Annotated in this window: 17 protein-coding genes; 7 read left to right on the top strand and 10 right to left on the bottom strand. The window is 68.3% G+C overall.

Features of this window, described 5'->3' with window-relative positions:
* Positions 1-31 precede the first annotated feature (31 nt).
* The 5 genes from WS49_RS28285 to grpE form a co-directional block, all read right to left on the bottom strand.
* The gene (locus WS49_RS28285) at positions 32-1,951 is read right to left on the bottom strand and encodes a chorismate-binding protein (protein ID WP_059535419.1); all 1,920 of its coding nucleotides are present in this window, start codon (positions 1,949-1,951) and stop codon (positions 32-34) included.
* 4 nt (positions 1,952-1,955) lie between these two features.
* Positions 1,956-3,092 carry a molecular chaperone DnaJ gene (dnaJ, locus tag WS49_RS28280; RefSeq protein WP_059535417.1) on the bottom strand — a complete coding sequence of 379 codons (1,137 nt, stop codon included), beginning with the start codon at positions 3,090-3,092 and terminating at the stop codon, positions 1,956-1,958.
* 253 nt (positions 3,093-3,345) lie between these two features.
* The gene (gene dnaK / locus WS49_RS28275; RefSeq protein WP_059535415.1) at positions 3,346-5,298 is read right to left on the bottom strand and encodes a molecular chaperone DnaK; all 1,953 of its coding nucleotides are present in this window, start codon (positions 5,296-5,298) and stop codon (positions 3,346-3,348) included.
* A gap of 147 nt (positions 5,299-5,445) precedes the next feature.
* Positions 5,446-5,886 carry a thioredoxin family protein gene (locus WS49_RS28270; protein ID WP_059535414.1) on the bottom strand — a complete coding sequence of 147 codons (441 nt, stop codon included), beginning with the start codon at positions 5,884-5,886 and terminating at the stop codon, positions 5,446-5,448.
* 10 nt (positions 5,887-5,896) lie between these two features.
* Complete coding sequence (grpE, locus tag WS49_RS28265) at positions 5,897-6,442, bottom strand: nucleotide exchange factor GrpE (protein ID WP_059465453.1); 546 nt, start codon at positions 6,440-6,442, stop codon at positions 5,897-5,899.
* 351 nt (positions 6,443-6,793) lie between these two features.
* On the opposite strand from grpE, the gene WS49_RS35775 reads away from it, so the two are divergent.
* On the top strand, positions 6,794-6,955 hold the full coding sequence (locus WS49_RS35775; protein WP_006476841.1) for a hypothetical protein: 162 nt from the start codon (positions 6,794-6,796) through the stop codon (positions 6,953-6,955).
* On the opposite strand, the gene WS49_RS28260 is transcribed toward WS49_RS35775, so the two are convergent.
* From WS49_RS28260 to hrcA, 3 genes are all read right to left on the bottom strand, one after another.
* Positions 6,927-7,334: an RNA-binding S4 domain-containing protein gene (locus tag WS49_RS28260; protein WP_059535412.1), complete on the bottom strand. Its 408-nt coding sequence runs from the start codon at positions 7,332-7,334 to the stop codon at positions 6,927-6,929. The two genes, WS49_RS35775 and WS49_RS28260, sit on opposite strands and share 29 nt — an antisense overlap.
* A gap of 5 nt (positions 7,335-7,339) precedes the next feature.
* On the bottom strand, positions 7,340-8,404 hold the full coding sequence (gene hemH / locus WS49_RS28255; RefSeq protein ID WP_059535410.1) for a ferrochelatase: 1,065 nt from the start codon (positions 8,402-8,404) through the stop codon (positions 7,340-7,342).
* A gap of 138 nt (positions 8,405-8,542) precedes the next feature.
* Entirely contained in the window at positions 8,543-9,565 is a 1,023-nt protein-coding gene (hrcA, locus tag WS49_RS28250; protein ID WP_011544637.1) for a heat-inducible transcriptional repressor HrcA, read from the bottom strand.
* A 130-nt stretch (positions 9,566-9,695) separates the two neighbouring features.
* Between hrcA and WS49_RS28245 the strand changes: the two genes are divergently transcribed.
* Both WS49_RS28245 and recN read left to right on the top strand, forming a co-directional pair.
* The gene (locus WS49_RS28245; RefSeq protein WP_059535408.1) at positions 9,696-10,598 is read left to right on the top strand and encodes an NAD kinase; all 903 of its coding nucleotides are present in this window, start codon (positions 9,696-9,698) and stop codon (positions 10,596-10,598) included.
* Positions 10,599-10,617: 19 nt separating this feature from the next.
* The gene (gene recN, locus WS49_RS28240; protein WP_059535406.1) at positions 10,618-12,267 is read left to right on the top strand and encodes a DNA repair protein RecN; all 1,650 of its coding nucleotides are present in this window, start codon (positions 10,618-10,620) and stop codon (positions 12,265-12,267) included.
* A gap of 128 nt (positions 12,268-12,395) precedes the next feature.
* Here the strand turns inward: recN and glnE are convergent, their stop codons facing one another.
* Positions 12,396-15,197, bottom strand: a complete 2,802-nt coding sequence (gene glnE, locus WS49_RS28235) for a bifunctional [glutamate--ammonia ligase]-adenylyl-L-tyrosine phosphorylase/[glutamate--ammonia-ligase] adenylyltransferase (protein ID WP_059535403.1) — start codon at positions 15,195-15,197, stop codon at positions 12,396-12,398.
* A 228-nt stretch (positions 15,198-15,425) separates the two neighbouring features.
* On the opposite strand from glnE, the gene WS49_RS28230 reads away from it, so the two are divergent.
* The 3 genes from WS49_RS28230 (at position 15,426) to tldD (ending at position 22,064) form a co-directional block, all read left to right on the top strand.
* Entirely contained in the window at positions 15,426-19,625 is a 4,200-nt protein-coding gene (locus WS49_RS28230) for a YhdP family protein (protein ID WP_059535401.1), read from the top strand.
* Between the two features lie 51 nt (positions 19,626-19,676).
* Positions 19,677-20,504, top strand: coding sequence for a carbon-nitrogen hydrolase family protein (locus tag WS49_RS28225; RefSeq protein WP_059535399.1), 828 nt, complete (start codon positions 19,677-19,679; stop codon positions 20,502-20,504).
* A gap of 93 nt (positions 20,505-20,597) precedes the next feature.
* On the top strand, positions 20,598-22,064 hold the full coding sequence (tldD, locus tag WS49_RS28220) for a metalloprotease TldD (protein WP_059451318.1): 1,467 nt from the start codon (positions 20,598-20,600) through the stop codon (positions 22,062-22,064).
* 110 nt (positions 22,065-22,174) lie between these two features.
* On the opposite strand, the gene WS49_RS35385 is transcribed toward tldD, so the two are convergent.
* Entirely contained in the window at positions 22,175-22,420 is a 246-nt protein-coding gene (locus WS49_RS35385; protein ID WP_175909131.1) for a hypothetical protein, read from the bottom strand.
* A gap of 42 nt (positions 22,421-22,462) precedes the next feature.
* Here WS49_RS35385 and aroG point away from each other — a divergent pair, with 42 nt between their 5' ends.
* On the top strand, positions 22,463-23,536 hold the full coding sequence (gene aroG / locus WS49_RS28215) for a 3-deoxy-7-phosphoheptulonate synthase AroG (RefSeq protein WP_059535397.1): 1,074 nt from the start codon (positions 22,463-22,465) through the stop codon (positions 23,534-23,536).
* Positions 23,537-23,560: the final 24 nt, after the last annotated feature.

Below are 23,560 nucleotides of genomic sequence, written 5' to 3'. Positions count from 1 at the left end.
CTTCCGGCACGCGGCCCCGTCGTTCATCGCGTCATTTCAATACCGCATCGAGCGCGCCACGCAGTGCATTGGTCAGCAGCAGCGCCTCGGCGCGCGCCAGATCGTCGAGCGTGACGACGCGCTCCTCGGCGCCGAACGTGCGGTCGTCGAGCAGCACGCCGCGCATCACGCCCGGCAGCACGCCGCTCGACAGCGGCGGGGTCACCCACTGGCCGCCGAGCTTCACGAACAGGTTCGAGCGCCCGCCTTCCGTCACCTCGCCGCGCTCGTTGACGAACAGCATGTCGAAGCCGCCAAGCGCCTCCGCCGCCTGCCATGCGCGGTCGTATTCGGCGCGGCGCGTCGTCTTGTGCAGCAGCAGCGCGTCGTCCGTGCGGGTCGGTGCGAAGCCGTGCGCGCACGCGAGCATCACGCCGACCGGCCCGGCGGGCAGCGGTTTCAGCGTCGCGGTCGTGATGTCGACCGTGCCATCCTTCGCGAGCGCGAGCTTCATCCGGTACGGACCGTCGCCGTCGAGCGCCGCGCAGCGCGCGTCGATCTCGCGGCGCAACGCATCGGCGTCGAGGCGGAAGCCGAATGCGTCCGCGCTGCGCCGCAGCCGCGCGAGATGGCGCTCGAGATGCCGGATGCCGTCCGCACGCGTCGCGGCGGTGGTTTCGAACAACTGGAAGCCGGGATCGGCGTCGGTCAGGAATCGCGCTTTCAATTCGCACTCCGCATATTCGTCGGCGGCGACGCTGTCGAGCACGATGCCCGCGCCGACCCCCATCGTGCCGCGCCGCCGGCCGCCGCCGGCCGTTGCCGCGTCACGCGTGTCGATCGTTGCGGCGGCATCGACATCGACCGTCTCGAGCGTCAGCGTCCGGATCGCGACCGACAGGCAGAAATCGCCGCAGCCGGCCGCATCGTCGGGCGACGCATCGCCTGCCGATGCGCGTTCCGTCGGTGCGTCGAGCCAGCCGATCGCGCCCGTATAGAGCCCGCGCGGCGTCGACTCGATCGCGTCGATCAGTTCCATCGTCTTGTGCTTCGGCGCCCCGGTGATCGATCCGCACGGAAACAGCGCGCGCAGCATCTGCGCGAACGTGGTGCCGTCGCGCCAGCCGGCTTCGACCGTCGACGTCATCTGCCATACCGACGCGTACGGCTCGACCGAGAACAGCGCCGGCACCCTGACCGTGCCCGTGCGCGCGATCCGCGACACGTCGTTGCGCAGCAGGTCGACGATCATCACGTTTTCCGCGCGGTTCTTCGGATCGTTCGCGAGGAACGCGGCGGCCGCCGCGTCGTCGCGCGGATCGGCCGAGCGCGGCGCCGTGCCTTTCATCGGCCGCGCGCGCAGCACATCGCCGTGCCTCTCGACGAACAGCTCCGGCGAGCACGACACGACCCACGCACCGTCGGGCAGTGCGATCAGCGCGCCATAACGCACGGGCTGACGCGCGCGCAGCCGCCGGTACAGCGCGAGCGGCGTGCCGAACATGTCGAAATTCAGCCGGTACGTGTAGTTGATCTGGTACGAATCGCCCGCGCGCAGCGCGTCGTGCACCGCGGCGATCGCCGCGTCGAACGCGTCGCGCGACACGCTCTTCGCAACATGCGCGACGCCCGCGATCGACGGCGGGCCGCCGCCGTCCTGCTGCGCGAGCCACGCGTCGACTTCGTCGTGCGACAGGCGCTCGCAGCGCGCATACAGCAAAAAGCGCAGCGGGGCATGGCCCGGCTGCGCTCTTTCGAGGTTGCGTCCAAATTCGTAATCGCTGACGACGACCGCATGCAGCCCGTCGCGCAGATCCTGCGCCACTGCCGCATCGAGCTCGTCGAGCCGTGCCGGATCCGTGCACACGCGTTCGCGCACGAAACCGGAATACAAACGACTCGACCGCGCGGACGCGGTCGAGTCGCAATCGTCCAAGAGCGCGAACGACGCGCTCTCGTTGCCTTCAGTCATGCCGTTACTCGAAGAAGCTCTTCACCCGGTCGAACCAGCTCTTGCTCTGCGGGCTGTGACGCGCACCGCCCTCGGCCAGCGACTTCTCGAACTGCTTGAGCAGGTCGCGCTGCTGGTCGGTCAGCTTCACGGGCGTCTCGACCTGCACGTGTACGTACAGATCGCCCGCGATGCTCGAACGCAAACCCTTGATCCCCTTGCCGCGCAGGCGGAACGTCTTGCCCGACTGCGTGCCTTCCGGCACCGGGAACGTCGCACGGCCGGCCAGCGTCGGCACCTCGATCTCGCCGCCGAGTGCGGCGGTCGTGAACGGAATCGGCATCTGGCAGTGGAGATCGTCGCCGTCGCGCTCGAACACCGAGTGCGGCTTGATGTGGATCTCGACGTACAGGTCGCCCGGCGGCCCGCCGTTGATGCCCGGCTCGCCGTTGCCGGCCGAGCGGATCCGCATCCCGTCGTCGATGCCGGCCGGGATCTTCACTTCGAGCGTCTTGGTTTCCTTCACCTTGCCCGACCCGTGGCAGTGCGCGCACGGTTCGGGAATGTAGGTGCCGGTGCCGTGACACTTCGGGCAGGTCTGCTGGATGCTGAAGAAGCCCTGCGACATGCGCACCGTGCCCTGGCCGTGGCAAGTCGGGCAGGTTTCCGGCTTCGTGCCGGGCTTCGCGCCCGACCCGTGACAGACTTCGCACGACACCCAGCTCGGCACGCGGATCTGCGTGTCGTAGCCGTGCGCGGCCTGCTCGAGCGTGATTTCCATGCTGTAGCGCAGGTCGGCACCGCGATACACCTGCGGACCGCCGCGGCCGCCACGCGCGGCACCGCCCGCGGCCTGACCGAAGATGTCGCCGAAGATGTCGCCGAACGCATCCGCGAAGCCGCCGAAACCCTGTCCGCCCGCACCACCCATGTTCGGATCGACGCCCGCGTGGCCGTACTGGTCGTACGCCGCGCGCTTCTGGTCGTCCGACAGCATTTCATAGGCTTCCTTCGCTTCCTTGAAATGCTCTTCCGCATCCTTGCTGTCCGGATTGCGGTCAGGGTGATACTTCATCGCAAGCTTGCGATACGCCTTCTTGATTTCGTCGTCGCTCGCATTCTTCGCGACGCCCAGAACCTCGTAGTAATCCCGTTTCGCCATATCGATTCGCTGTGCCGTCGCGCGTCACGCACGCGGCGGCTCCTTTCGCCCGCAGTAAAGTCTCTCGACTCGTCTGGCGCTGCGCCGTCCGCGGACGGCTCGCGCAGCACCCGCCAAAAAACAAATGTGCCCGGAGGGCCGCGAAGCCCGCCAGGCGTGGAGTCGATCCGGCCATCCGGAAGGAAAGACAGACCGCTGTTCAGCCGCGCCGCGCGCGTGTCGCGCGCGGCGTGCGGTGCCATGGCAACCCGGCTTAGTCCTTCTTCACTTCCTTGAACTCGGCGTCGACGACGTCGTCCGCAGCCTGCTGCGCACCCCCCGCGTGGGCCGCGCCTTCCGCTGCACCCGCCGCGCCGGCCGCACCGGCCTGCTGCGCCTGCATGTCGGCGTACATCTTTTCGCCGAGCTTCTGCGAAGCCTGACCGAGTTCCTCGACCTTCGCGTCGATCGCCGCCTTGTCGGCCGACGTATCCTTCAGCACGTCCTCGAGCGACTTCAGCGCCGCTTCGATCTTTTCCTTCTCGCCCGCGTCCAGCTTGTCGCCGTACTCGGTGAGCGCCTTCTTCGTGCTGTGGACCAGCGCGTCGCCCTGGTTGCGCGAATCGGCCAGCTCGCGCAGCTTGTGGTCTTCCGCTGCGTTCGCTTCCGCGTCCTTGATCATCTGGTCGATTTCAGCGTCGGACAGGCCCGAGTTCGCCTTGATCGTGATCTTGTTTTCCTTGCCGGTCGCCTTGTCCTTCGCGCCGACGTGCAGGATGCCGTTCGCGTCGATGTCGAAGGTCACTTCGATCTGCGGCACGCCGCGCGGCGACGGCGGGATGCCTTCGAGGTTGAACTCGCCGAGCAGCTTGTTGCCTGCCGCCATCTCGCGTTCGCCCTGGAACACCTTGATCGTCACGGCCGACTGGTTGTCGTCCGCCGTCGAATACACCTGTGCGTGCTTCGTCGGGATCGTCGTGTTCTTGTTGATCATCTTCGTCATCACGCCGCCGAGCGTCTCGATGCCGAGCGACAGCGGGGTCACGTCGAGCAGCAGGACGTCCTTGCGGTCGCCCGACAGGACCTGGCCCTGGATCGCCGCGCCGACTGCGACGGCTTCGTCCGGGTTCACGTCGCGGCGCGGATCCTTGCCGAAGAACTCCTTCACCTTCTCCTGCACCTTCGGCATGCGGGTCTGGCCGCCGACCAGGATCACGTCGTCGATGTCCGACACCTTGACACCGGCGTCCTTGATCGCGATACGGCACGGTTCGATCGTGCGCTCGACCAGATCCTCGACCAGCGCTTCCAGCTTCGCGCGGGTGATCTTCAGGTTCAAGTGCTTCGGACCCGATGCGTCTGCCGTGATGTACGGCAGGTTGATTTCGGTCTGCTGGCTCGACGACAGCTCGATCTTCGCCTTTTCAGCGGCTTCCTTCAGGCGCTGCAGCGCGAGCACGTCCTTCGACAGGTCGACGCCCTGCTCCTTCTTGAACTCGCCGATGATGTAATCGATGATGCGCTGGTCGAAGTCCTCGCCGCCGAGGAACGTGTCGCCGTTGGTCGACAGCACTTCGAACTGCATTTCGCCGTCGACGTCCGCGATCTCGATGATCGACACGTCGAACGTGCCGCCGCCGAGGTCATACACGGCGATCTTGCGGTCGCCCTTCTCGGCCTTGTCGAGGCCGAACGCGAGCGCGGCCGCGGTCGGCTCGTTGATGATCCGCTTGACTTCGAGGCCTGCGATACGGCCGGCGTCCTTGGTTGCCTGACGCTGGCTGTCGTTGAAGTACGCCGGCACCGTGATCACGGCTTCGGTGACCGGCTCGCCGAGGTAGTCTTCGGCCGTCTTCTTCATCTTGCGCAGCACTTCCGCCGAAACCTGCGGCGGCGCCAGCTTCTCGCCGTGCGCTTCGACCCATGCGTCACCGTTGTCGGCCTTGATGATCGCGTACGGCATCAGGCCGATGTCCTTCTGGACTTCCTTCTCTTCGAAACGGCGGCCGATCAGGCGCTTCACCGCGAACAGCGTGTTCTTCGGGTTGGTCACGGACTGACGCTTAGCCGGTGCGCCGACGAGCACTTCGTTATCGTCCATGTAGGCGATGATCGACGGCGTCGTGCGCGTGCCTTCCGAGTTCTCGATGACCTTGACCTGGTTGCCTTCCATGATGGCGACGCACGAGTTCGTGGTGCCGAGGTCAATACCGATGATCTTTCCCATTTTTCCTAATCTCCAGAAATGCCTGTTTGCTGCGCGAAACCCCGCGTTTTTGGGCAGTTTCGCGCGCCAGAATTCAACTCTGTTCCCGAAATGCGTCCGGCCGATCCGTTTTCAAGACCCGCCGAGCGATGCGGATATTAAATTTTTTCAATCGACGCCGGTAGCTGGATCGTGCGGACCATCGTCGCGGTCCGACGGCGCGCCGGCCGCCGCGGCGATCTTCGCGCGCGCCGCCGACACCGCCGCCTGGAACTGCGCGAGGCCATGCCAGCCGGTCGCGCGGCCGAGCCGCTTGCCGCGGTGGAAAAAGACCCACGTCGGCACGCCGTGCAGGCCGAAGCGGCGCCCCAGCTCATGATGTTCGTACACGTTGCAATGGAACCACTTCAGGTCCAGCGCGCGGATCGCGTCCGGCTGGGCGAGCATCGCCTTCTTCGCGATCTCGCAGTTGAAGCAGTCGACGCCCCAGAAGAACATCACCGCGAGCGCATCGCCGGCGCCGGCGATCCCGGCGTCGAACGTGTCGGCCGCCAGCGCCTGCATGTCGAACGCTTCGAACGCGGCCGGATCGACGCCGGCGGGAACCATCGCGGCAGCCTTACTTCGGCTGGGCGACCGTGACGAGCGCCGGGCGCAGCACGCGGTCCGCGATCGTGTAGCCCTTTTGGAGGACGGTCACGACGGTATTCGGCTCCTGATCGGCCGGCACCATCGAAATCGCCTGGTGCTGGTGCGGATCGAACTTCTCGCCGACCGGGTTGATCGCGACGACGCGGCCCTTCTCGAGCGCGCTCGTCAACTGGCGCAGCGTCAGCTCGACGCCTTCGCGCACCTTCGTGATGTCGCCGGACGTGTCGCTGACGGCGGCCTCGAGGCTGTCCAGCACGGGCAGCAGATGCTCCGCGAAGCCTTCGATCGCAAACTTGTGCGCCTTCGAGACATCTTCCTGCGCACGGCGGCGGACGTTCTCGGTCTCGGCCTTCGCCCGGAGGAAGCTCTCCTGCAGCTCGGCGACCTTGGCTTGAGCCTCCGCGAGCGCCGCGTCGGCTGCTTCGGCGGCGGGAGCAGCGCCTTGCGCCGCCTGCTTCTCGCTGCCGATGTCTTCGGCCGATTGGGTAGCCGGGTTCTCTTGCGTGTTTTCCATGTCGCTGAAAGTCGATTAGAGGTTGAAGCCAAATCGGCAACCGCCGGACCGTATGCCGGCGGCACCGCACATTGTTGGTGCAAATAAGGGCGAAAACTGCGATTTCAAGAGGGTTATTCGCCGGCATTCGCCAATACCGCGAAACAACCGCGCTGCGCGTCGCCCGATTGCGCGCATTTGTCGCCAGATTGGACGAAACGGCCTGTAACAACGCTTACCAGGCAAGTACTAGCCCGGCACAGGGGGCTGCACTACACTCCACTCAAGCGTCGAGAAAGCGCGTTTACCCTAGCTTACCGCCGCCTGACATCCACCTGGCGCTGCATTCACCGTCCCATCGAGGCGAGTACCGTGAAACTGACCTTTGCCATATCGGTGGTCGCGCTGGTACTGATTGCCGGCACCACCACCATCTGCCTGTCCGGAGCCGTGACCGACCGCACGACCGAATACGGAAGCGCGCGGGCGACGTTCGACCAGATGTTCAGCTCCCACCAGAAAATCTGTCGATGATGCGCCGGTCGCGCTTGGTCGGCCGGCCGTGCAGTTCCGCCGCCGGCTCGCGATACGTGCGGCGCCGCTCCAGTTCGGCGAGCCGCGCGACGCGCCCCGCTTCCGTTTCCTCGTAAAGCGTCTGCGCGATGCTCGCGGGCCCGCGCACGTCGCAAATGCCCAGCACGGCAATGTGCCAGACGACACCGTCGATCGCAATCTCGACCTCGTCGCCGACGCGCACGTCCTTCGCCGGCTTGACCGCCGCGCCGCCGATCTTCACGTGGCCCTTGTCGACCGCGTCGGACGCGAGCGAGCGCGTCTTGAAGAAGCGCGCTGCCCATAGCCATTTGTCGATGCGCAGCTTCGCGCCGGGTTCCGTCGAAATCTTGTAGTTCATCGCGCTCAACTCACCGTTTCGGGCTGTGCGGCCTTCACCGGCCAGCCCTGCAGATTCTCGGCTACGATTTCGCCCACCGCGCCGATCCACGCGGGCGCGCCGTTCAGGCACGGAATCCGGTGGAAGGCCTGGCCGCCGCCTGCGATGAATTCGTCGCGCACCTCCATCCCGATCTCCTCGATCGTCTCCAGACAATCGGCCGTAAAACCGGGACAGAACACGTCCGCTCGCCGCACGCCGGCCTCACCGAGTTCGCGCAGCGTCGGCGCCGTGTACGGCTGCAGCCACTCGGCCTTGCCGAAGCGCGACTGGAACGTCACGCGGCACTCGAGCGTCGACAGCCCGAGCGCGGCCATCAGCAGCGCGCCCGTCTGCTGGCACTGTTCATGATAGGGGTCGCCCAGGTCGAGCGTGCGTTTCGGCACCCCGTGAAAGCTCAGCACGAGCTTGTCGCCGGCCGCGAAGTCGGGCCGGCCGTGCTGCGCCCAGTACTGGCGCACCTGCTCGGCGAGCGCATGGATGTAGGCGGGATGGTCGGCATATTGCCGCACCGTGCGCACTTCCGGCTGGTTGCGCATCCGCGCGAGCGCGGCGAATGCGGCATCGAACGCGGTCGCGGTGGTGGACGCCGAATATTGCGGATACATCGGCATCAGCAGCACGCGCTCGACGCCCGCGCGCTTGAACTGCGCGAGTGCCTGCGCAATGCCCGGGCTGCCGTAGCGCATCGCGTAGTCGACCGTCACCTGGTAGTCGTTCGATGCGAGCAGGTGGCGCACGCCTTCGGTCTGGCGCTCGGTGTACACGCGCAGCGGCGAGCCCTCGGGCATCCAGACGGCCGCATATTTCTTCGCGGACGCGCGGCCGCGCAGCGGCAGGATCAGCGTGCGCAGCAGCACCTGCCAGACGACCTGCGGGATTTCGACGACGCGGGGATCCGACAGGAATTCGGCCAGATAGCGCCGCACCGCGCGCGGCGTCGGAGCGTCGGGCGTGCCGAGATTGATCAGCAGCACGCCGATGCGATGGGCGGCCGCAACGCTCGAAGGCGGTTCAAGATCGAAACGCATGGGCAGGAACGTGCTCGGGGCACGCAGTCGGACGGCCCTCAATTATAGCGGGCCGCCTCGCTGGGGTCGGCTGGCCGTTCGGCCGACTGGCGGCGCACGCGGCGTCGCGGCACGATGGCGGAACGGTATCGGTTCGGGTTATTGCTGGCTCAGCGTGAGCGACAGCAGCCGCGCCGTGATGTCGACGATCGGGATCACGCGGTTGTACGCCATGCGGGTCGGGCCGATCACGCCGAGCGTGCCGACGATCTGGCCGTTCACCTCGTAGGGCGCGGTCACGACGCTCATTTCCTCGATCGGCACCAGCGTCGATTCGCCGCCGATGAAGATCTGCACGCCCTGGGCGTGGCTCGACACGTCGAGCAATTGCAGGAGGCCCGTCTTTTGGTCAAACACGTCGAACAGCTTGCGCAGCCGCGCCATGTCGGACGACAGATCCGCCACTTCGAGCAGGTTGCGCTCGCCGGAAATGAGCACGGTGTCCTCGGTGTCGGGCACCTCGGTGCTGGCCGTCACGGCCGCATGCATCAGCGTGGTCATGTCGCCGCGCAGCTGGTCGATCTCGTCACGCAGGCGGCGGCGCACCTCGTCGAACGACAGCCCGGCGAAATGCGCATTGATGTAGTTGGACGCCTCGGTGAGCTGCGACGGCGAATAGTCGCGCGGCGTCGCGAGCATCCGGTTCTGCACGTCGCCCTCGGGCGTGACGATGATCAGCAGGATGCGCTTGTCCGACAGCCGCATGAACTCGATCTGCTTGAACACGTGGCTGCGGCGCGGCGTCAGCACGACACCCGCGAACTGCGACAGGTTAGACAGCACGCTCGCCGCGGCTGCCACCACCCGCTGCTGCGGTTCGCCGGCCTGCAGCGTGTTCTGCACCTGGCGCGCGACGGCCTCGGCATCGATCGGCGCCTCGACCGTCAGCATCGTGTCGACGAACAGGCGATAGCCGCGCGGCGTCGGCACGCGGCCGGCCGACGTGTGTGGGCTCGACACGAGGCCGAGCTCCTCCAGGTCGGACATCACGTTGCGGATCGTTGCCGGGCTCAGCTCGAGCCCCGAGTAACGGGACAACGTGCGCGAGCCGACCGGCTGACCGTCGGCGATATACCGTTCGATCAGGGTTTTCAGGAGGGTTCGTGCGCGAGGATCTAGCATGGTGGAAAATTTTAGCGCAACCGCGCGAGCACGGCGAGTGGCCGCGGCCACTGTCGCGCGGGCTGACCGATCCGGCCCCGTCTTCACACAGCCGGTTCTTTTCGTCAACGAGCTATGGTGTAATGCCGGCATGAAAACCGGTAATCAGTTCAATACTGTCGCGCTCGTGGGCCGGAGCAACACGCCCGGCATCGCCGAGCCGCTCGCCACGCTGGCTGGCTGCATCGCGAAGCTCGGCTTCGAGGTCGTGTTCGAAGCCGAAACCGCGCGCGAGATCGGCATCTCCGGCTATCCGGCGCTCACTCCGGCGGAAATCGGCGCGCGCGCGGACGTGGCGGTCGTGCTCGGCGGCGACGGCACGATGCTCGGCATCGGCCGCCAGCTCGCGCCGTACAAGACACCGCTGATCGGGATCAACCACGGGCGGCTCGGCTTCATTACGGACATCGCGGCGGCCGACATGCAGGCGCGCGTCCCGGTGATCCTGTCGGGCAAGTTCGAGCGCGAGGAGCGCTCGCTGCTCGAGGCCCGGATCGTGCGCGACGGCGAACCGATCTACCACGCACTCGCGTTCAACGACGTCGTCGTGAACCGCAGCGGCTTTTCCGGGATGGTCGAATTGCGTGCGTCGGTCGACGGCCGGTACATGTACAACCAGCGTTCGGACGGCCTGATCGTCGCCACGCCGACCGGCTCGACCGCGTACGCGCTGTCGTCCGCCGGGCCGATCCTGCACCCGCAACTCCAGGGCATCGTGCTCGTGCCGATCGCGCCGCATGCGCTGTCGAACCGGCCGATCGTGCTGCCCGACGATTCGAAGATCGCAATCCAGATCGTCGGCGGCCGCGACGTCAACGTGAACTTCGACATGCAGTCGTTTACCGCACTGGAGCTGAACGACACGATCGAGGTGCGCCGCTCGAAGCACACGGTGCCGTTCCTGCATCCGGTGGGCTACAGCTATTACGCGACGCTGCGCAAGAAGCTGCACTGGAACGAACACGCATCGAACGAAGACGACAAGGCGTCCTGACGCACCCGAGCCCGACACCATGCTTCGCCACCTCTCGATTCGCGACTTCGTCATCGTCGCCGCGCTCGATCTCGAATTCGACAGCGGCTTCACCGTCTTTTCCGGCGAAACCGGCGCCGGCAAATCGATCCTGATCGACGCCCTCGCCCTCGCGCTCGGCGAACGCGCCGACGCGAGCGTCGTGCGCGCCGGCTGCGGCCGCGCCGACATCACCGCCGAATTCACGCCGCACGACCGCGTCGCGCGCTGGCTGGACGAACACGCGTTCGACGCCGAGGACACCGTGATGCTGCGCCGCGTGATCGACGCGAACGGCCGCTCGCGCGCATTCATCAACGGCACCAGCGCGACGCTCGCGCAGCTGCGCGAGCTCGGCGAGATGCTGGTCGACATCCACGGCCAGCACGCGCACCAGCTGCTGATGCGCCCCGATGCGCAGCGCGAGCTGTTCGACACGCACGCGGGGCTCGTCGCCGATGCCGCGAACGTCGCACGCGCGTGGCGCGTCTGGCGCGACGCGACGCAGGCGATCGACGCCGCGAAGGCGCACGAGCGCGAACTGCAGCTCGAACGCGAGAAGCTCGCCTGGCAGCTCGCCGAGCTCGACAAGCTCGCACCGCAACCGGGCGAATGGGACGAAGTCGGCAGCGAGCACAAGCGCCTGTCGCATTCGGCGAACCTGATCGCCGGCGTGCAGGGTGCGCTCAACGCGCTGTCCGAGGCCGACGACGCGATGCTCCCGCAGCTCGGCGCGATCGTGTCGAAACTACGCAGCCTGGCCGACTACGACTCGGGGCTCGGCGACGCGCTCGCATCGCTCGAACCGGCCGAGATCCAGCTGCAGGAAGCCGTCTATTCACTGTCGCACTACGCGCAGCGCCTCGATCTCGACCCGGCCCGGCTCGCGCAGGTCGAGACGCGCCTCGACGCGCTGCACTCGACCGCCCGCAAATTCCGGCTGCCGCCCGACACGCTGCACGAGGAACATGCGGCACGCCGCGCGCAGCTCGCCGCGCTCGACGCAGCCGCCGATCTCGGCGCGCTCGAAGCCGCGCAGGCCAAGGCATGGGAAGCCTATCTCACCGACGCGAAACACCTGTCGAAGGCGCGCGCGCAGGCCGCGAAGGCGCTCGGCACGGCCGTCACGGCGGGCATGCAGGAACTGTCGATGGCGGGCGGCAGCTTCGAAGTCGCGCTCGTGCCGCTCGCCGACGGCGGCCCGCACGGGCTCGAGCAGGTCGAATTCCGGGTCGCCGGACACCCCGGCGTGCCGCTGCGGCCGCTCGCGAAAGTCGCGTCGGGCGGCGAACTCGCACGGATCAGCCTTGCGCTCGCTGTGATCGCGAGCGCCGCCAGCCCGACGCCGACGCTGATTTTCGACGAAGTCGACACGGGCATCGGCGGCGGCGTCGCCGAGGTGGTCGGCCGCCTGCTGCATCAGCTCGGGCGTGACCGCCAGGTACTGTGCGTGACGCACCTGCCGCAGGTCGCCGCGCGCGGCGACCATCACTTCCAGGTCGCGAAGGGTGCCGACGACCGCGGCGGCACCGTCTCGTCGGTCGTCCCGCTCGACAAGGCGAGCCGGGTCGAGGAAGTCGCCCGCATGCTCGGTGGGCTCGAGATCACCGCGACGACGCGCAAGCACGCGAAGGAAATGCTGGCGGCCTGACGCGAGCACCCGGTTCGCGAATGAAACAAGACCGGCGCATGCGCCGGTCTTGTTTCATCGGCAGCAGCGGCCGCCCGATCGCGCCCGCCCTGCCCCAATAATCCGAACGCTCGATTCGAACGCCCGACTCAAACACCCGTTTCGACCGCGCCGAACACCCGCTCCCACAACGCCGTCACGGCCGCCCGCTCGTCGGCCACCAGCGCCGGATCGACCCGCGCCTTTTCCATCCCGTCGAGCCGCAGCTTGTGCTGCAGCTTCCGGTACTTGCGGTAGGCGGCGCCGACACGTTCGGCTTCGTCCTCGCCCATCAGCCCGAACCGGGCGACCTCGCGCAGCAGCGCGATGTTGCCGGTGTTGCGGATCAGCTCGGCATCGCTCGACGCATGCAGCAGCACCCAGTACTGGACGATGAATTCGATGTCGACCATCCCGCCGCGATCGTGCTTCAGGTCGAACAGGTCCGTCTGGTTCGGGTGGCCGGCGAACACCTTGCCGCGCATGTCGACGATCTCCTTCGCGAGCACCGCCCCGTCGCGCGGCGTCGTCAGCACCTGCTGGCGGATCGCCTCGAAGTCCGCGCCGATCTGCGTGTCGCCCGCGCTGTAGCGGGCACGCGTCAGCGCCTGGTGCTCCCACACCCACGCGGTGTTCGCGGCGTCGCCCTCGCGCAGCTGGTAGCGGCGGAACGCGTCGAGATCGGTCACGAGCAGTCCGGCCTCGCCGTTCGGCCGGAGCCGCAGGTCGATGTCGAACAGCGCGCCTGCGCCGGTCGCGGTCGTGAGCCACGTGATCAGCCGTCGCGTGAACGTCGTGTAGACGTCCGCCGAGCGCTCGTCGGGGTCGTCGTACAGGAAGATCAGGTCGAGATCCGACGCGTAGCCGAGCTCCTTGCCGCCGAGCTTGCCGTACGCGATCACCGCGAACTTCGGCACGTCGCGGTGGCGCTTCGCGAGCTGCGACCAGACCACCTCGATCGTCACGTCGAGCACCGCGTCGGCGAGCTCCGACAGACGATCGCTCACGTGCTCGACCGACAGCTGGCCCGCCAGATCGATCAGCAGGATGCGGAACACCTCCGCGTGCTGCGCATGCCGCAGCAGGTCCATCTGCTGCTCGGGGCCGTCGGCGGCCGCCAGGCGCGCACGCAATGCGTCCTTGAACGCCGGCCAGTCGAACGGGCTCGCGATCGCTTCGTCGTCGAGCAGTTCGTCGAGCAGTTGTGGATGGCGGATCAGGTAGCCGCCGCCCCAGCGCGTCGCGCCGAGCACCGACAGCACGCGATCGAGCGCGGCCGGATACTCGGTCAGCAGCGCGAGATAGACGCCGCGCCGGCTGACCGTCTCGAGCAGGTCGAACAGCCGCACGATGGTGTCGTCGCGGCGCGCGGCGTCGATCCGCGGCGCGGCCTCGAGCGCGCGCTGCGCGACGCTGTCGAAGCGTTGCCGGCTCTTTTCCGGCAGGCCCGCGTAGCGCGACGACTGCCAGATCGCGCGCAGCCGCGCGAGCACGGTCGCCGGATCGCTGAAGCCGAGGCCGTCGAGGCGCGCGCGCAGCGCGTCGTCTTCGCCGTCGTCGGCGAGCGCCCCGCTCCAGATCCACGATGCGGTGGTGTCCTCGCCCGCCGCGCAGGGGCCGCCGTTCGCCTTGTCGGCAAAGATCTGGTCGAACTGCGCCTCGACGAAGGTGCGGTAGCCGTCGAGCACCGTCATCAGCGCCGCGTAGTCGGCAAAGCCGAGCGACGCGGCCAACGCCGCGCGCTCGTTCGGATCGACCGGCATCGCGTGCGTCTGCGCGTCGTCGCGGTACTGCAGCCGATGCTCGAGCGTGCGCAGGAAGTTGTAGGCGTCGGTCAGGCGCTCGCGCACGTCCTCGCCGATCAGCCCGCGCGCCTGCGCATGGCGCAGCACCGCGAGCGTCGGCCGCACGCGGAATTCCGCATCCTGGCCGCCGCGGATCAGCTGGAACACCTGCGCGCTGAATTCGATCTCGCGGATCCCGCCGCGCCCGAGCTTGATGTCGTCGGCCTTGTCGGGCCGCATCGACGCGCGGCGCGCGGCTTCCTGGCGAATCTGCTGGTGCAGCGAACGGATCGCGCCGATCACGCCGAAGTCGAGATAGCGGCGGTACACGAACGGCTTGACGATCGATTCGAGCTGCGACTCGAGCCGCCGCGCCGCGTCGCTGTCGCCTTCCGACACGAGCCGCCCCTTGATCCACGCGTAGCGCTCCCATTCGCGCCCCTGCACGTAGAAATATTCCTCGAGCATCCCGAGGCTGCACACGAGCGGCCCCGAATCGCCGTTCGGGCGCAGCCGCATGTCGACGCGAAACACGTAGCCGTCGGCCGTGACTTCGGACAGCACGCCGATCAGGCGCCGGCCGAGCCGCGTGAAGTATTCCTGGGTGGACAGCGGCGAGCGCGTGCCGCCGGCCGTCTCGCCGTCGTCCTCGTAGACGAAGATCAGGTCGATGTCGGACGACACGTTCAGCTCGCGGCCGCCGAGCTTGCCCATCCCGACCACGCCCAGCACGACGCGCTGGCCGTCGGCGCCGCGCGGCTCGCCGTACATCGCCTCGAGTTCGGCCGACAGCAGCGCGAGCGAGCGCTGCACGGCCACCTCGGCGAGATCGGTCATCGCGGACGTCACCTCGGCGACATTCGCGACGCCGCGCAGGTCGCGCTCCGCGACCGCGCCGAACACCTCGACACGCAACTGCCGCAGCGCGCGCTTCAGTTGCTCGTCGCCCGGCGCGGCCGCGCCGGCCGGCGAAGCGAGCAGTTCGGTCAGGCGCGCGTCGAGTTGCGCGCGGGCGAGCGGCGCGGCGGCCCACGCGGCGATCTGGTCGGACAGCGCGGGACGCGCGGCCACCGCGCGGGCGATATAGCGGGAGTAGGACGGGCTGATCAGGGCGGAAGCGTCGGTCATCGAAAAGCGGGCCTGGCGGTAAGGCCCGCCGCCGCGGGAGAACGCTTGCGCGCCCCGCCGCCGACAGGCCCCGTGGACTCGGCGCGGTGTCGCGACGCGGATGCGCCGCCGCGAAAACCGCGCGCCGGAAAGCCCGTGCCGCGCCGCCGCAACGGCCGCCGGCACGAACCCCTGTGATACATTTCAACGTCAGTCTGCAAAACTACCATATCGCCGCCCTTCCGCCGCATGTCCGACCGTCAGGAATCCGCCTTAGCTGAGCCCGAAGCGGGACCTCCGAAGCACGATCATCCAGTCCTGCGTCGCGTGTTCAGGGTGACGCTGGCGGTCGGGATCGGCACGTACTTCGTCGCGGCCGGCGCGTTCCTCGGGCTGCGCTACGTGGTGCTGCCGCGCATCGACGAATTTCGCCCGCGCATCGAGCGCGCGGTGTCCGACAAGCTCCACGCGCAGCTTTCGATCGGCAAACTGTCTCCCCACTGGTCCGGCATGCAGCCGGGCGTCGAAGTCGCCAACCTCACCATTCGCGGCCGTGACGGCCAGATCGCGTTGTCGGTCCCGCACGCGACGGCCGCGTTGTCGTGGATGTCGCTGCTGCGGCTGTCGCCCGCGCTGTCGAGCCTGATCGTCGACCATCCGGACCTCGTCGTCGCGCGCGCGGCCGACGGCTCGCTGAGCATCGCGGGCGTCGGCGTCGCGACCACCCATGGCGGCAACGACACGTTCAGCACCTGGCTGCTGAAGCAGGAAGCGATCGTGCTGCGCAACGGCACGCTGCGCTGGCGCGACGCGCAGCACGACGCACCGGAGCTCGCGCTGTCCGGCATCCGCCTCGCGGTGCTCAACCACGGCCGCGAGCACAAGGCCGCGCTGCAGGCGCCCGCGAACGGCACCCTGCTGCTCGGTCCGCTCGATTTCCGCGCGCGTTTCCGGCACAAGCCGCTCGCGCCGATCGGCAAGCCGACGAACTGGACCGGCGACGCGTATCTGTCGACCGGCCCCGTCGACCTGCAGACGCTCGGCCGCTATCTCGACATCCCGCTCACGATGCACGCGGGCCGGATCGACAATGCAATCTGGGCGACTTTCGAGAACGGCCACCTGCGCTCCGCCGGCGGCGATCTGCAGGGCGCCGACGTCGTGCTGCGCGTTCGGCCGACCCAGCCGCGCCTCGACGTGCCGACGGTCGGCTTCGGCTGGGACATGGCGCTCGACACCGGCCGCGACTACACGCTGCACCTGACGCGCTTCAACGCCGAGCTCGGCCAGCCGCCGCTGCCGGACGGCACGCCGCTCGCCCGCTCGCTCGCGCTGTCGACGCTGACCGCCCGCTACCGCGTGCCGGCCGCCGACCAGGGGCAGTTGCTGAGCGTCGTCGGCGACCGCGTCGATCTCGGCATCCTCAGCGAGTTCATCCGCGGGCTGCCGCTGCCCGCGCGGCTGCGCAACGAACTGATCAAGCTCGACCCGCGCGGAATGGTGTCGAATTATCACATCGAGGTCGAACGCGCGAAGCCGGCGCGGGCCGAGCTCGCCGACGAAGAGCGTCGCACCGGCGCCGCGCCGATCGTCCGCTACCGCTTCCTCGGCGACCTGCAGGGCATCAGCTTCGCCGCGCAGGAGCCGCCCCCCGGCCTCTCGCCGCGCGGCCATCCGCGCGCCGGCTGGCCGGGCGTCGAAAACCTGTGGGGCCGCGTCGACGCGAACGAGACGGGCGGCGCCGCGCACTTCGATACCGTCAACGCGGCGGTCACGGTGCCGGGCGAATTCGACGAGCCGCGCCTCACCTTCGACCGGCTGCGCGGCAACGCGAAATGGGTGATCACGCCGGCGCCGGGCGAAAAGCACGCGCGCGTCGACGTGACGCTGCCCGACCTGTTCGTCGCGAACCCGGATGCGGAAATCGCTGTGTCGGGCTCGTACACGAACCCCGGCCACGGCCGCGGCTCGCTCGACCTGCGCGCGGATTTCGCGCGCGCGTCGGTGGCGCGCATTCCGCGCTACCTGCCGACCGGGATGTCCGAGCACCTGCGCGACTATCTCGGCCATGCGCTGCAGGACGGCCAGGTGACCAAGGGCGCGTCGATCGTCGCCCGCGGCCCGCTCGAAAAATTCCCGTTCGAACACGAGCCGGACGCCGGCGTGTTCCATATCGTCGCGCCGTTCACCGGCGGGCGCTTCGAGCCGACGCCGTACCCGCCGCGCAAGCTCGCGAACGGCACGCCGAGCGTCTGGCCCGCACTCGACGGGATCGACGGCGTGTTCGAGCTCGCGCAGAACAAGCTGCGTTTCGACATCGCGCGCGCGCACTACAAACGCGTCGCGCTGACGAAGGTTGCCGGCCGGATCGACGATCTCGGCAACCCGTCGAAGTCGCCGCTCATCATCGACGGCCATGCGCAAGGCCCGCTCGCGGACCTGATCGATTACGCGGACAACAGCTCGCTCGGCGCGATGAGCGGGCACATCGGCCGGCGGATCGATGCGCAGGGGCCCGCGGCGCTCGCGCTGAAGATCACGATTCCGCAACACGTTCCGCATCCGCATACCCATGTCGAAGGCGCACTCGCGTTCGGCGGCAACACGCTGTCGACCGACGGCGTGCCGCCGCTGTCCGCGCTGCGCGGCAGCGTGCGTTTTTCCGAGACCGGCGCGTCGCTGCAGGGCCTGTCGGGGCGCTTCCTCGGCGGCCCGGTGCGCGCGAACGGCAACTTCCAGTCGCACGGCCCGTACGCGGTGGACGTCGACGGCAAGCTCGCGCTCGACGCCGCGCGCGGCCTGAACCTGCGCGGCACGGCCGCGGCGCTGCTCGAGCACGTGGTCGGCGACGCACCGTACCAGCTCGCCGTGCGCGGCGCGCCGGGCCGTCTGCCGGAGGTCACCGCGCGTTCCGACCTGACGGGCGTCGCGCTCAACTTCCCGGCGCCGTTCGCGAAACCGGCCGGCACGCCGATGCCGTTCCGCTTCACGCTGCAGCCGGCCGCCCAGGCGGGCGGCAAGCGCCTCGAGCATGCCGACCTGACGCTCGGCCCCGTGGCCGCGACCTACCTGCTCGACGCGACGCCCGGCCAGCCGCTGCGCGCGGTGCGCGGCGCGATGGGCATCCACCGGATGCCCGATCTGCCGCAGGACGGGGTGAGCGCCGCCGTCGACGTCGACGAACTCGATGCCGACGCCTGGCTCGCGCTGGCCCGCACGCTGCAGCACGACGCGCCGCGCGCGCCGGAACCGCAAACCGCACCGCGCCTCGACGTCGCGAGCTTCACGCCGAAGCGCTTCGCGCTCCACTTCGGCACGCTGAAGCTGCTCAAGCGCAACTGGGAAAACGTGATCATCGGCGCGTCGCACATCGACGAGCTGTGGCAGGCGAACATCGCGTCGAACCAGGTCTCCGGCTACCTGTCGTGGGCGCCGGGCGGCGGCCACAACGGCGCGGGCGTGCTGAATGCGCGGCTCGCGAAGCTCGTGATTCCGCAGAGCGCGCAGCACGACCTCGTCGGCCGCGCGATGAACCTGCCGACGCCGACCGACCGGCCGATGCCGTCGGTCGACCTGATCGTCGACCAGGTCGTCGCACGCGATCACGACATCGGCCGGCTCGTCGTCAATGCGCGCAACATCGAGGAAGACGGCGCGCCGGTGTGGCAGCTCGACAAGCTCGAGCTGGCGAACCCGGCCGCGAAGCTGACGGCGACCGGCAACTGGCGCACGTCGCGCCGCGCGCTGGCCCGCGGCGTCGACGAGAACGATGCACCGCGCCGCAGCGTGTTCGACTTCAAGCTCGACGTCGGCAACGCGGGCGCGCTGCTCGACCTCGTCGGCCTGCCGCGCACGCTGGCGGACGGCCACGGCACGGTGACCGGCAAGGTCGGCTGGCGCGGCGGCCCGACCGCGGTCGATCTGCCGTCGCTCGGCGGCCAAATCGCGCTCGACCTGGAGCACGGCCAGATCCTGAAGGTCGATCCGGGCGCCGCGAAACTGCTCGGCGTGCTGAGCCTGCAGAGTCTCGCGCGCTTCCTGACGCTGAATTTCCGCGACGTGATCGGCAAGGGACTGCCGTTCGACAAGATCACGGGCACCAGCCGGATCTCGAACGGGATCGCACGCACCGACGACTTCTCGATGACGACTGCGCCGGCCAACGTGACCGTGCGCGGCGCGGTCGACCTCGGCACCGAGACGCAGGACCTGCACGCGCACGTCGCGCCGAAGATCGGCGCCGGCACGGCCGCGATCGCCGCCGCGATCATCAATCCGCTGCTCGGCGTCGGCGTGCTGGCGGCGAACTACGCGCTGTCGGAGACGCTGTCGCACGCGTTCGCGCTCGACTATGCGATCACCGGCTCGTGGGCGCATCCGCACATCGAGCGGGTGCGGGGCGATCAGGGTAAGATGAATCACGGTCCGGCCGATGCGGCGAGCCACTGACGCGCGCAAGGTGCCGGGCCGCACCCCATTTATGATGCAACCGATCCAGCGATGACCGATCACACCCGTTCCGCCACGCCCTTTCGGGTCGCCGCGCTGCAGATGGTGAGCACGCCGGACGTCGCACGCAATCTCGCCGAAGCCGGCCGCCTGATCGCGGAAGCGGCCGGCGACGGCGCGCAGCTCGTGCTGCTGCCCGAGTATTTCTGCTTCATGGGCCATCGCGACACCGACAAGCTCGCGCTCGCCGAACCCTACCGCGACGGTCCGATTCAGCGCTTCCTTTCGGAGGCGGCGCACCGTCACGGCGTCTGGGTGATCGGCGGCACGCTGCCGCTGAAGGCGCCCGAACCCGATCGCGTGCTGAACACGACGCTCGTGTTCGACCCGAGCGGTCACGAAGCGGCCCGCTACGACAAGATCCACCTGTTCAACTTCGAGAAAGGCGACGAATCGTTCGACGAGGCGCGCACGATCCGCGCGGGCGACACGGTCGTCGCGTTCGACGCGCCGTTCGGGCGGGTCGGCCTGTCGGTCTGTTACGATCTGCGCTTTCCGGAGCTGTATCGCAGGATGGGCGACTGCGCGCTGATCGTCGTGCCGTCGGCGTTTACGTATACGACGGGCCGCGCGCACTGGGAAATGCTGCTGCGCGCGCGGGCCGTCGAGAACCAGTGTTACGTGCTCGCGGCCGCGCAAGGCGGCAAGCACGAGAACGGCCGGCGCACCTGGGGCCACAGCATGCTGATCGACCCGTGGGGCGAAATCGTCGCGGTCCGCGACGAAGGCGCGAGCGTCGTGACCGGCGCGCTCGATCCGCAGCGCATCGCCGACGTGCGCCAGAGCCTGCCCGCGTGGCGGCATCGCGTGCTGGCCTGAACATCCGATCCGCCCTGGCGCTTGAAACGCCGCCCGGCCAACCCATTTGCCCAGCACGCACCCGACAACTTTTTGAGAACCCTCGATACCCGCATGAACATCATCGAACCCGGCATCCGCAATCTTGCGCTGGCGAAGGACATCCTCCTCACGCCGTACGGCCTCGACGAGAGCCTGCTCACGCGCACGATCGCCGACATCTTCACGCATCGCGTCGACTACGCGGACCTGTACTTCCAGGCCACCCGCAGCGAAGCGTGGAGCCTCGAGGAAGGCATCGTGAAGTCGGGCAGCTTCAGCATCGACCAGGGCGTCGGCGTGCGCGCGGTCGCGGGCGACCGCACCGCGTTCGCCTACTCGGACGACCTGTCGCCGGAAGCCATCGCCCAGGCGGCCGCGGCCACCAAGGCGATCGCGGCGGCCGGCGGCGGCCGCCAGAAGATCAAGGCGGCGACGTCGCTGAAGGGCATCTCGGGCCGCGACCTGTACCTGCCGTCCGATCCGCTCGCGTCGCTCGACGCGACGGCCAAGGTCAAGCTGCTCGAGCGCATCGAGCAGATGGCGCGCGGTCGCGACCCGCGCGTCACGCAGGTGATGGCGGGGCTCGCCGGCGAATACGACGTCGTGCTGGTCGCGCGCAGCGACGGCGCGCTCGCCGCCGACATCCGCCCGCTCGTGCGCGTGTCGGTCACGGTGATCGCCGAACAGAACGGCCGCCGCGAAATCGGCTCCGGCGGCGGCGGTGGCCGCTTCGACTACGGCTACTTCACCGACGAAGTGCTGTCCCGCTACGTCGACGACGCCGTGCACGCGGCGCTCGTGAACCTCGACGCGCGCCCCGCCCCGGCCGGCGCGATGACGGTCGTGCTCGGGCCGGGCTGGCCGGGCGTGCTGCTGCACGAGGCGATCGGCCACGGCCTCGAGGGCGACTTCAACCGCAAGGGTTCGTCGGCATTCGCCGGCCGGATCGGCGAGCAGGTCGCCGCGAAGGGCGTGACGGTGGTCGACGACGGCACGCTGCCGAATCGCCGCGGCTCGCTGAACATCGACGACGAAGGCAACCCGACACAGTGCACGACGCTGATCGAGGACGGCATCCTGAAGGGCTACATCCAGGACACGCTGAACGCGCGCCTGATGAAGATGCCCGTCACCGGCAACGCGCGGCGCGAGTCGTATGCGGCGCTGCCGATGCCGCGCATGACCAACACGTACATGCTGAACGGCGACAAGGATCCGCAGGAAATCATCGCGTCGGTCAAGAACGGCCTGTACGCGGTGAACTTCGGCGGCGGCCAGGTCGACATCACGAACGGCAAGTTCGTGTTTTCGGCGTCCGAGGCGTACATGATCGAGAACGGCAAGATCACCTACCCGGTGAAGGGCGCGACGCTGATCGGCAGCGGCCCGGAATCGCTGAAGTACGTGAGCATGATCGGCAACGACATGTCGCTCGACTCGGGCGTCGGCGTGTGCGGCAAGGAAGGCCAGAGCGTGCCGGTCGGCGTCGGCCAGCCGACCCTGCGGATCGACAAGATGACGGTCGGCGGTACGGCATAACCGCATCGCGGCGCAGACAATCCGCGCATTTTGACGAAAGCGCGCGGATTGTCCGCATTTTCGAGCGTCCCCGGTTGCCAGCGGCCCGGCGACCGGGTATAAATTCCGAATCAACTTTTTTGACGAACCGAATCTCCGTCATGTCCGCCAAGTTTTATTTTTACTTTTTTTGGCATCTCAGACCGCTGGCGGATCGAGAGGGTTGATGGCGCGTAAAGCGCAACCGAAATTCCCGAAAAAACCGCCGGCGAACCCGGCGGTTTTTTTTCGCCCTTCGCCACCCGGTCGCCGCCGCAGCGCATCCCCCGGCCCCGACCGAAATCACTGAATCGCTTGAATTGATGAATCTGCCGCACGCGCACTGACCGAACGGCGCCCGCAAAATTAGGAGAAACAGCATGCCCCCGCACAACACCGACGACGTCCGCATTCGCGAACTCAAGGAACTGACGCCGCCCGCCCACCTGATCCGCGAATTCGCGTGCTCCGAGGCCGCGTCCGAGCTGATCTACAACTCGCGCCAGTCGATGCACCGCATCCTGCACGGGATGGACGACCGGCTGATCGTCGTGATCGGGCCGTGTTCGATCCACGATACGAAGGCGGCGATCGAGTACGCGGGGCGGCTCGTGAAGGAGCGCGAGCGCTTCAAGGGCGAGCTGGAAATCGTGATGCGGGTGTACTTCGAGAAGCCGCGCACGACGGTCGGCTGGAAGGGGCTCATCAACGATCCGCACCTCGACAACAGCTTCAAGATCAACGAAGGGCTGCGCACCGCGCGCGAACTGCTGCTGCAGATCAACGAGATGGGGCTGCCGGCCGCGACCGAATACCTCGACATGATCAGCCCGCAGTACATCGCCGACCTGATCTCGTGGGGCGCGATCGGCGCGCGCACGACCGAGTCGCAGGTGCACCGCGAGCTCGCGTCGGGGCTGTCGTGCCCGGTCGGTTTCAAGAACGGCACCGACGGCAACGTGAAGATCGCGGTCGACGCGATCAAGGCCGCATCGCAGCCGCACCATTTCCTGTCGGTGACCAAGGGCGGCCACTCGGCGATCGTGTCGACGGCCGGCAACGAGGACTGCCACGTGATCCTGCGCGGCGGCAAGGCGCCGAACTACGACGCGGACAGCGTGAACGCCGCGTGCGCGGACATCGGCAAGGCCGGCCTCGCCGCACGCCTGATGATCGACGCGAGCCACGCGAACAGCTCGAAGAAGCACGAGAACCAGATTCCCGTGTGCGCGGACATCGGCCGCCAGGTGGCGGCCGGCGACGAGCGCATCGTCGGCGTGATGATCGAGTCGCACCTCGTCGAGGGGCGCCAGGACCTGAAGGAAGGCTGCCCGCTGACCTACGGCCAGAGCATCACCGACGCGTGCATCGCGTGGGACGACAGCGTGAAGGTGCTCGAAGGTCTCGCGGAATCGGTGAAGGCACGGCGCGTCGCGCGCGGCAGCGGCAACTGATCGCCGACAGGCCCGAGGCGGCGC

Origin of the sequence: Burkholderia sp. RF7-non_BP4 (assembly GCF_001521935.1) — a bacterium.
Classification (GTDB): Bacteria; Pseudomonadota; Gammaproteobacteria; order Burkholderiales; family Burkholderiaceae; genus Burkholderia; species Burkholderia diffusa.
Note: the sequence above shows the minus strand (reverse complement) of the source record. Positions and strands in the feature narration are given on the sequence as shown.

Coding starts and splice junctions, on each gene's coding strand:
- WS49_RS28285 (WP_059535419.1), bottom strand. CDS start 1,951: ATGACTGAAGGCAACGAGAGCGCGTCGTTCGCGCTCTTGGACGATTGC.
- dnaJ (WP_059535417.1), bottom strand. CDS start 3,092: ATGGCGAAACGGGATTACTACGAGGTTCTGGGCGTCGCGAAGAATGCG.
- dnaK (WP_059535415.1), bottom strand. CDS start 5,298: ATGGGAAAGATCATCGGTATTGACCTCGGCACCACGAACTCGTGCGTC.
- WS49_RS28270 (WP_059535414.1), bottom strand. CDS start 5,886: ATGGTTCCCGCCGGCGTCGATCCGGCCGCGTTCGAAGCGTTCGACATG.
- grpE (WP_059465453.1), bottom strand. CDS start 6,442: ATGGAAAACACGCAAGAGAACCCGGCTACCCAATCGGCCGAAGACATC.
- WS49_RS28260 (WP_059535412.1), bottom strand. CDS start 7,334: ATGAACTACAAGATTTCGACGGAACCCGGCGCGAAGCTGCGCATCGAC.
- hemH (WP_059535410.1), bottom strand. CDS start 8,404: ATGCGTTTCGATCTTGAACCGCCTTCGAGCGTTGCGGCCGCCCATCGC.
- hrcA (WP_011544637.1), bottom strand. CDS start 9,565: ATGCTAGATCCTCGCGCACGAACCCTCCTGAAAACCCTGATCGAACGG.
- WS49_RS28245 (WP_059535408.1), top strand. CDS start 9,696: ATGAAAACCGGTAATCAGTTCAATACTGTCGCGCTCGTGGGCCGGAGC.
- recN (WP_059535406.1), top strand. CDS start 10,618: ATGCTTCGCCACCTCTCGATTCGCGACTTCGTCATCGTCGCCGCGCTC.
- glnE (WP_059535403.1), bottom strand. CDS start 15,197: ATGACCGACGCTTCCGCCCTGATCAGCCCGTCCTACTCCCGCTATATC.
- WS49_RS28230 (WP_059535401.1), top strand. CDS start 15,426: ATGTCCGACCGTCAGGAATCCGCCTTAGCTGAGCCCGAAGCGGGACCT.
- WS49_RS28225 (WP_059535399.1), top strand. CDS start 19,677: ATGACCGATCACACCCGTTCCGCCACGCCCTTTCGGGTCGCCGCGCTG.
- tldD (WP_059451318.1), top strand. CDS start 20,598: ATGAACATCATCGAACCCGGCATCCGCAATCTTGCGCTGGCGAAGGAC.
- aroG (WP_059535397.1), top strand. CDS start 22,463: ATGCCCCCGCACAACACCGACGACGTCCGCATTCGCGAACTCAAGGAA.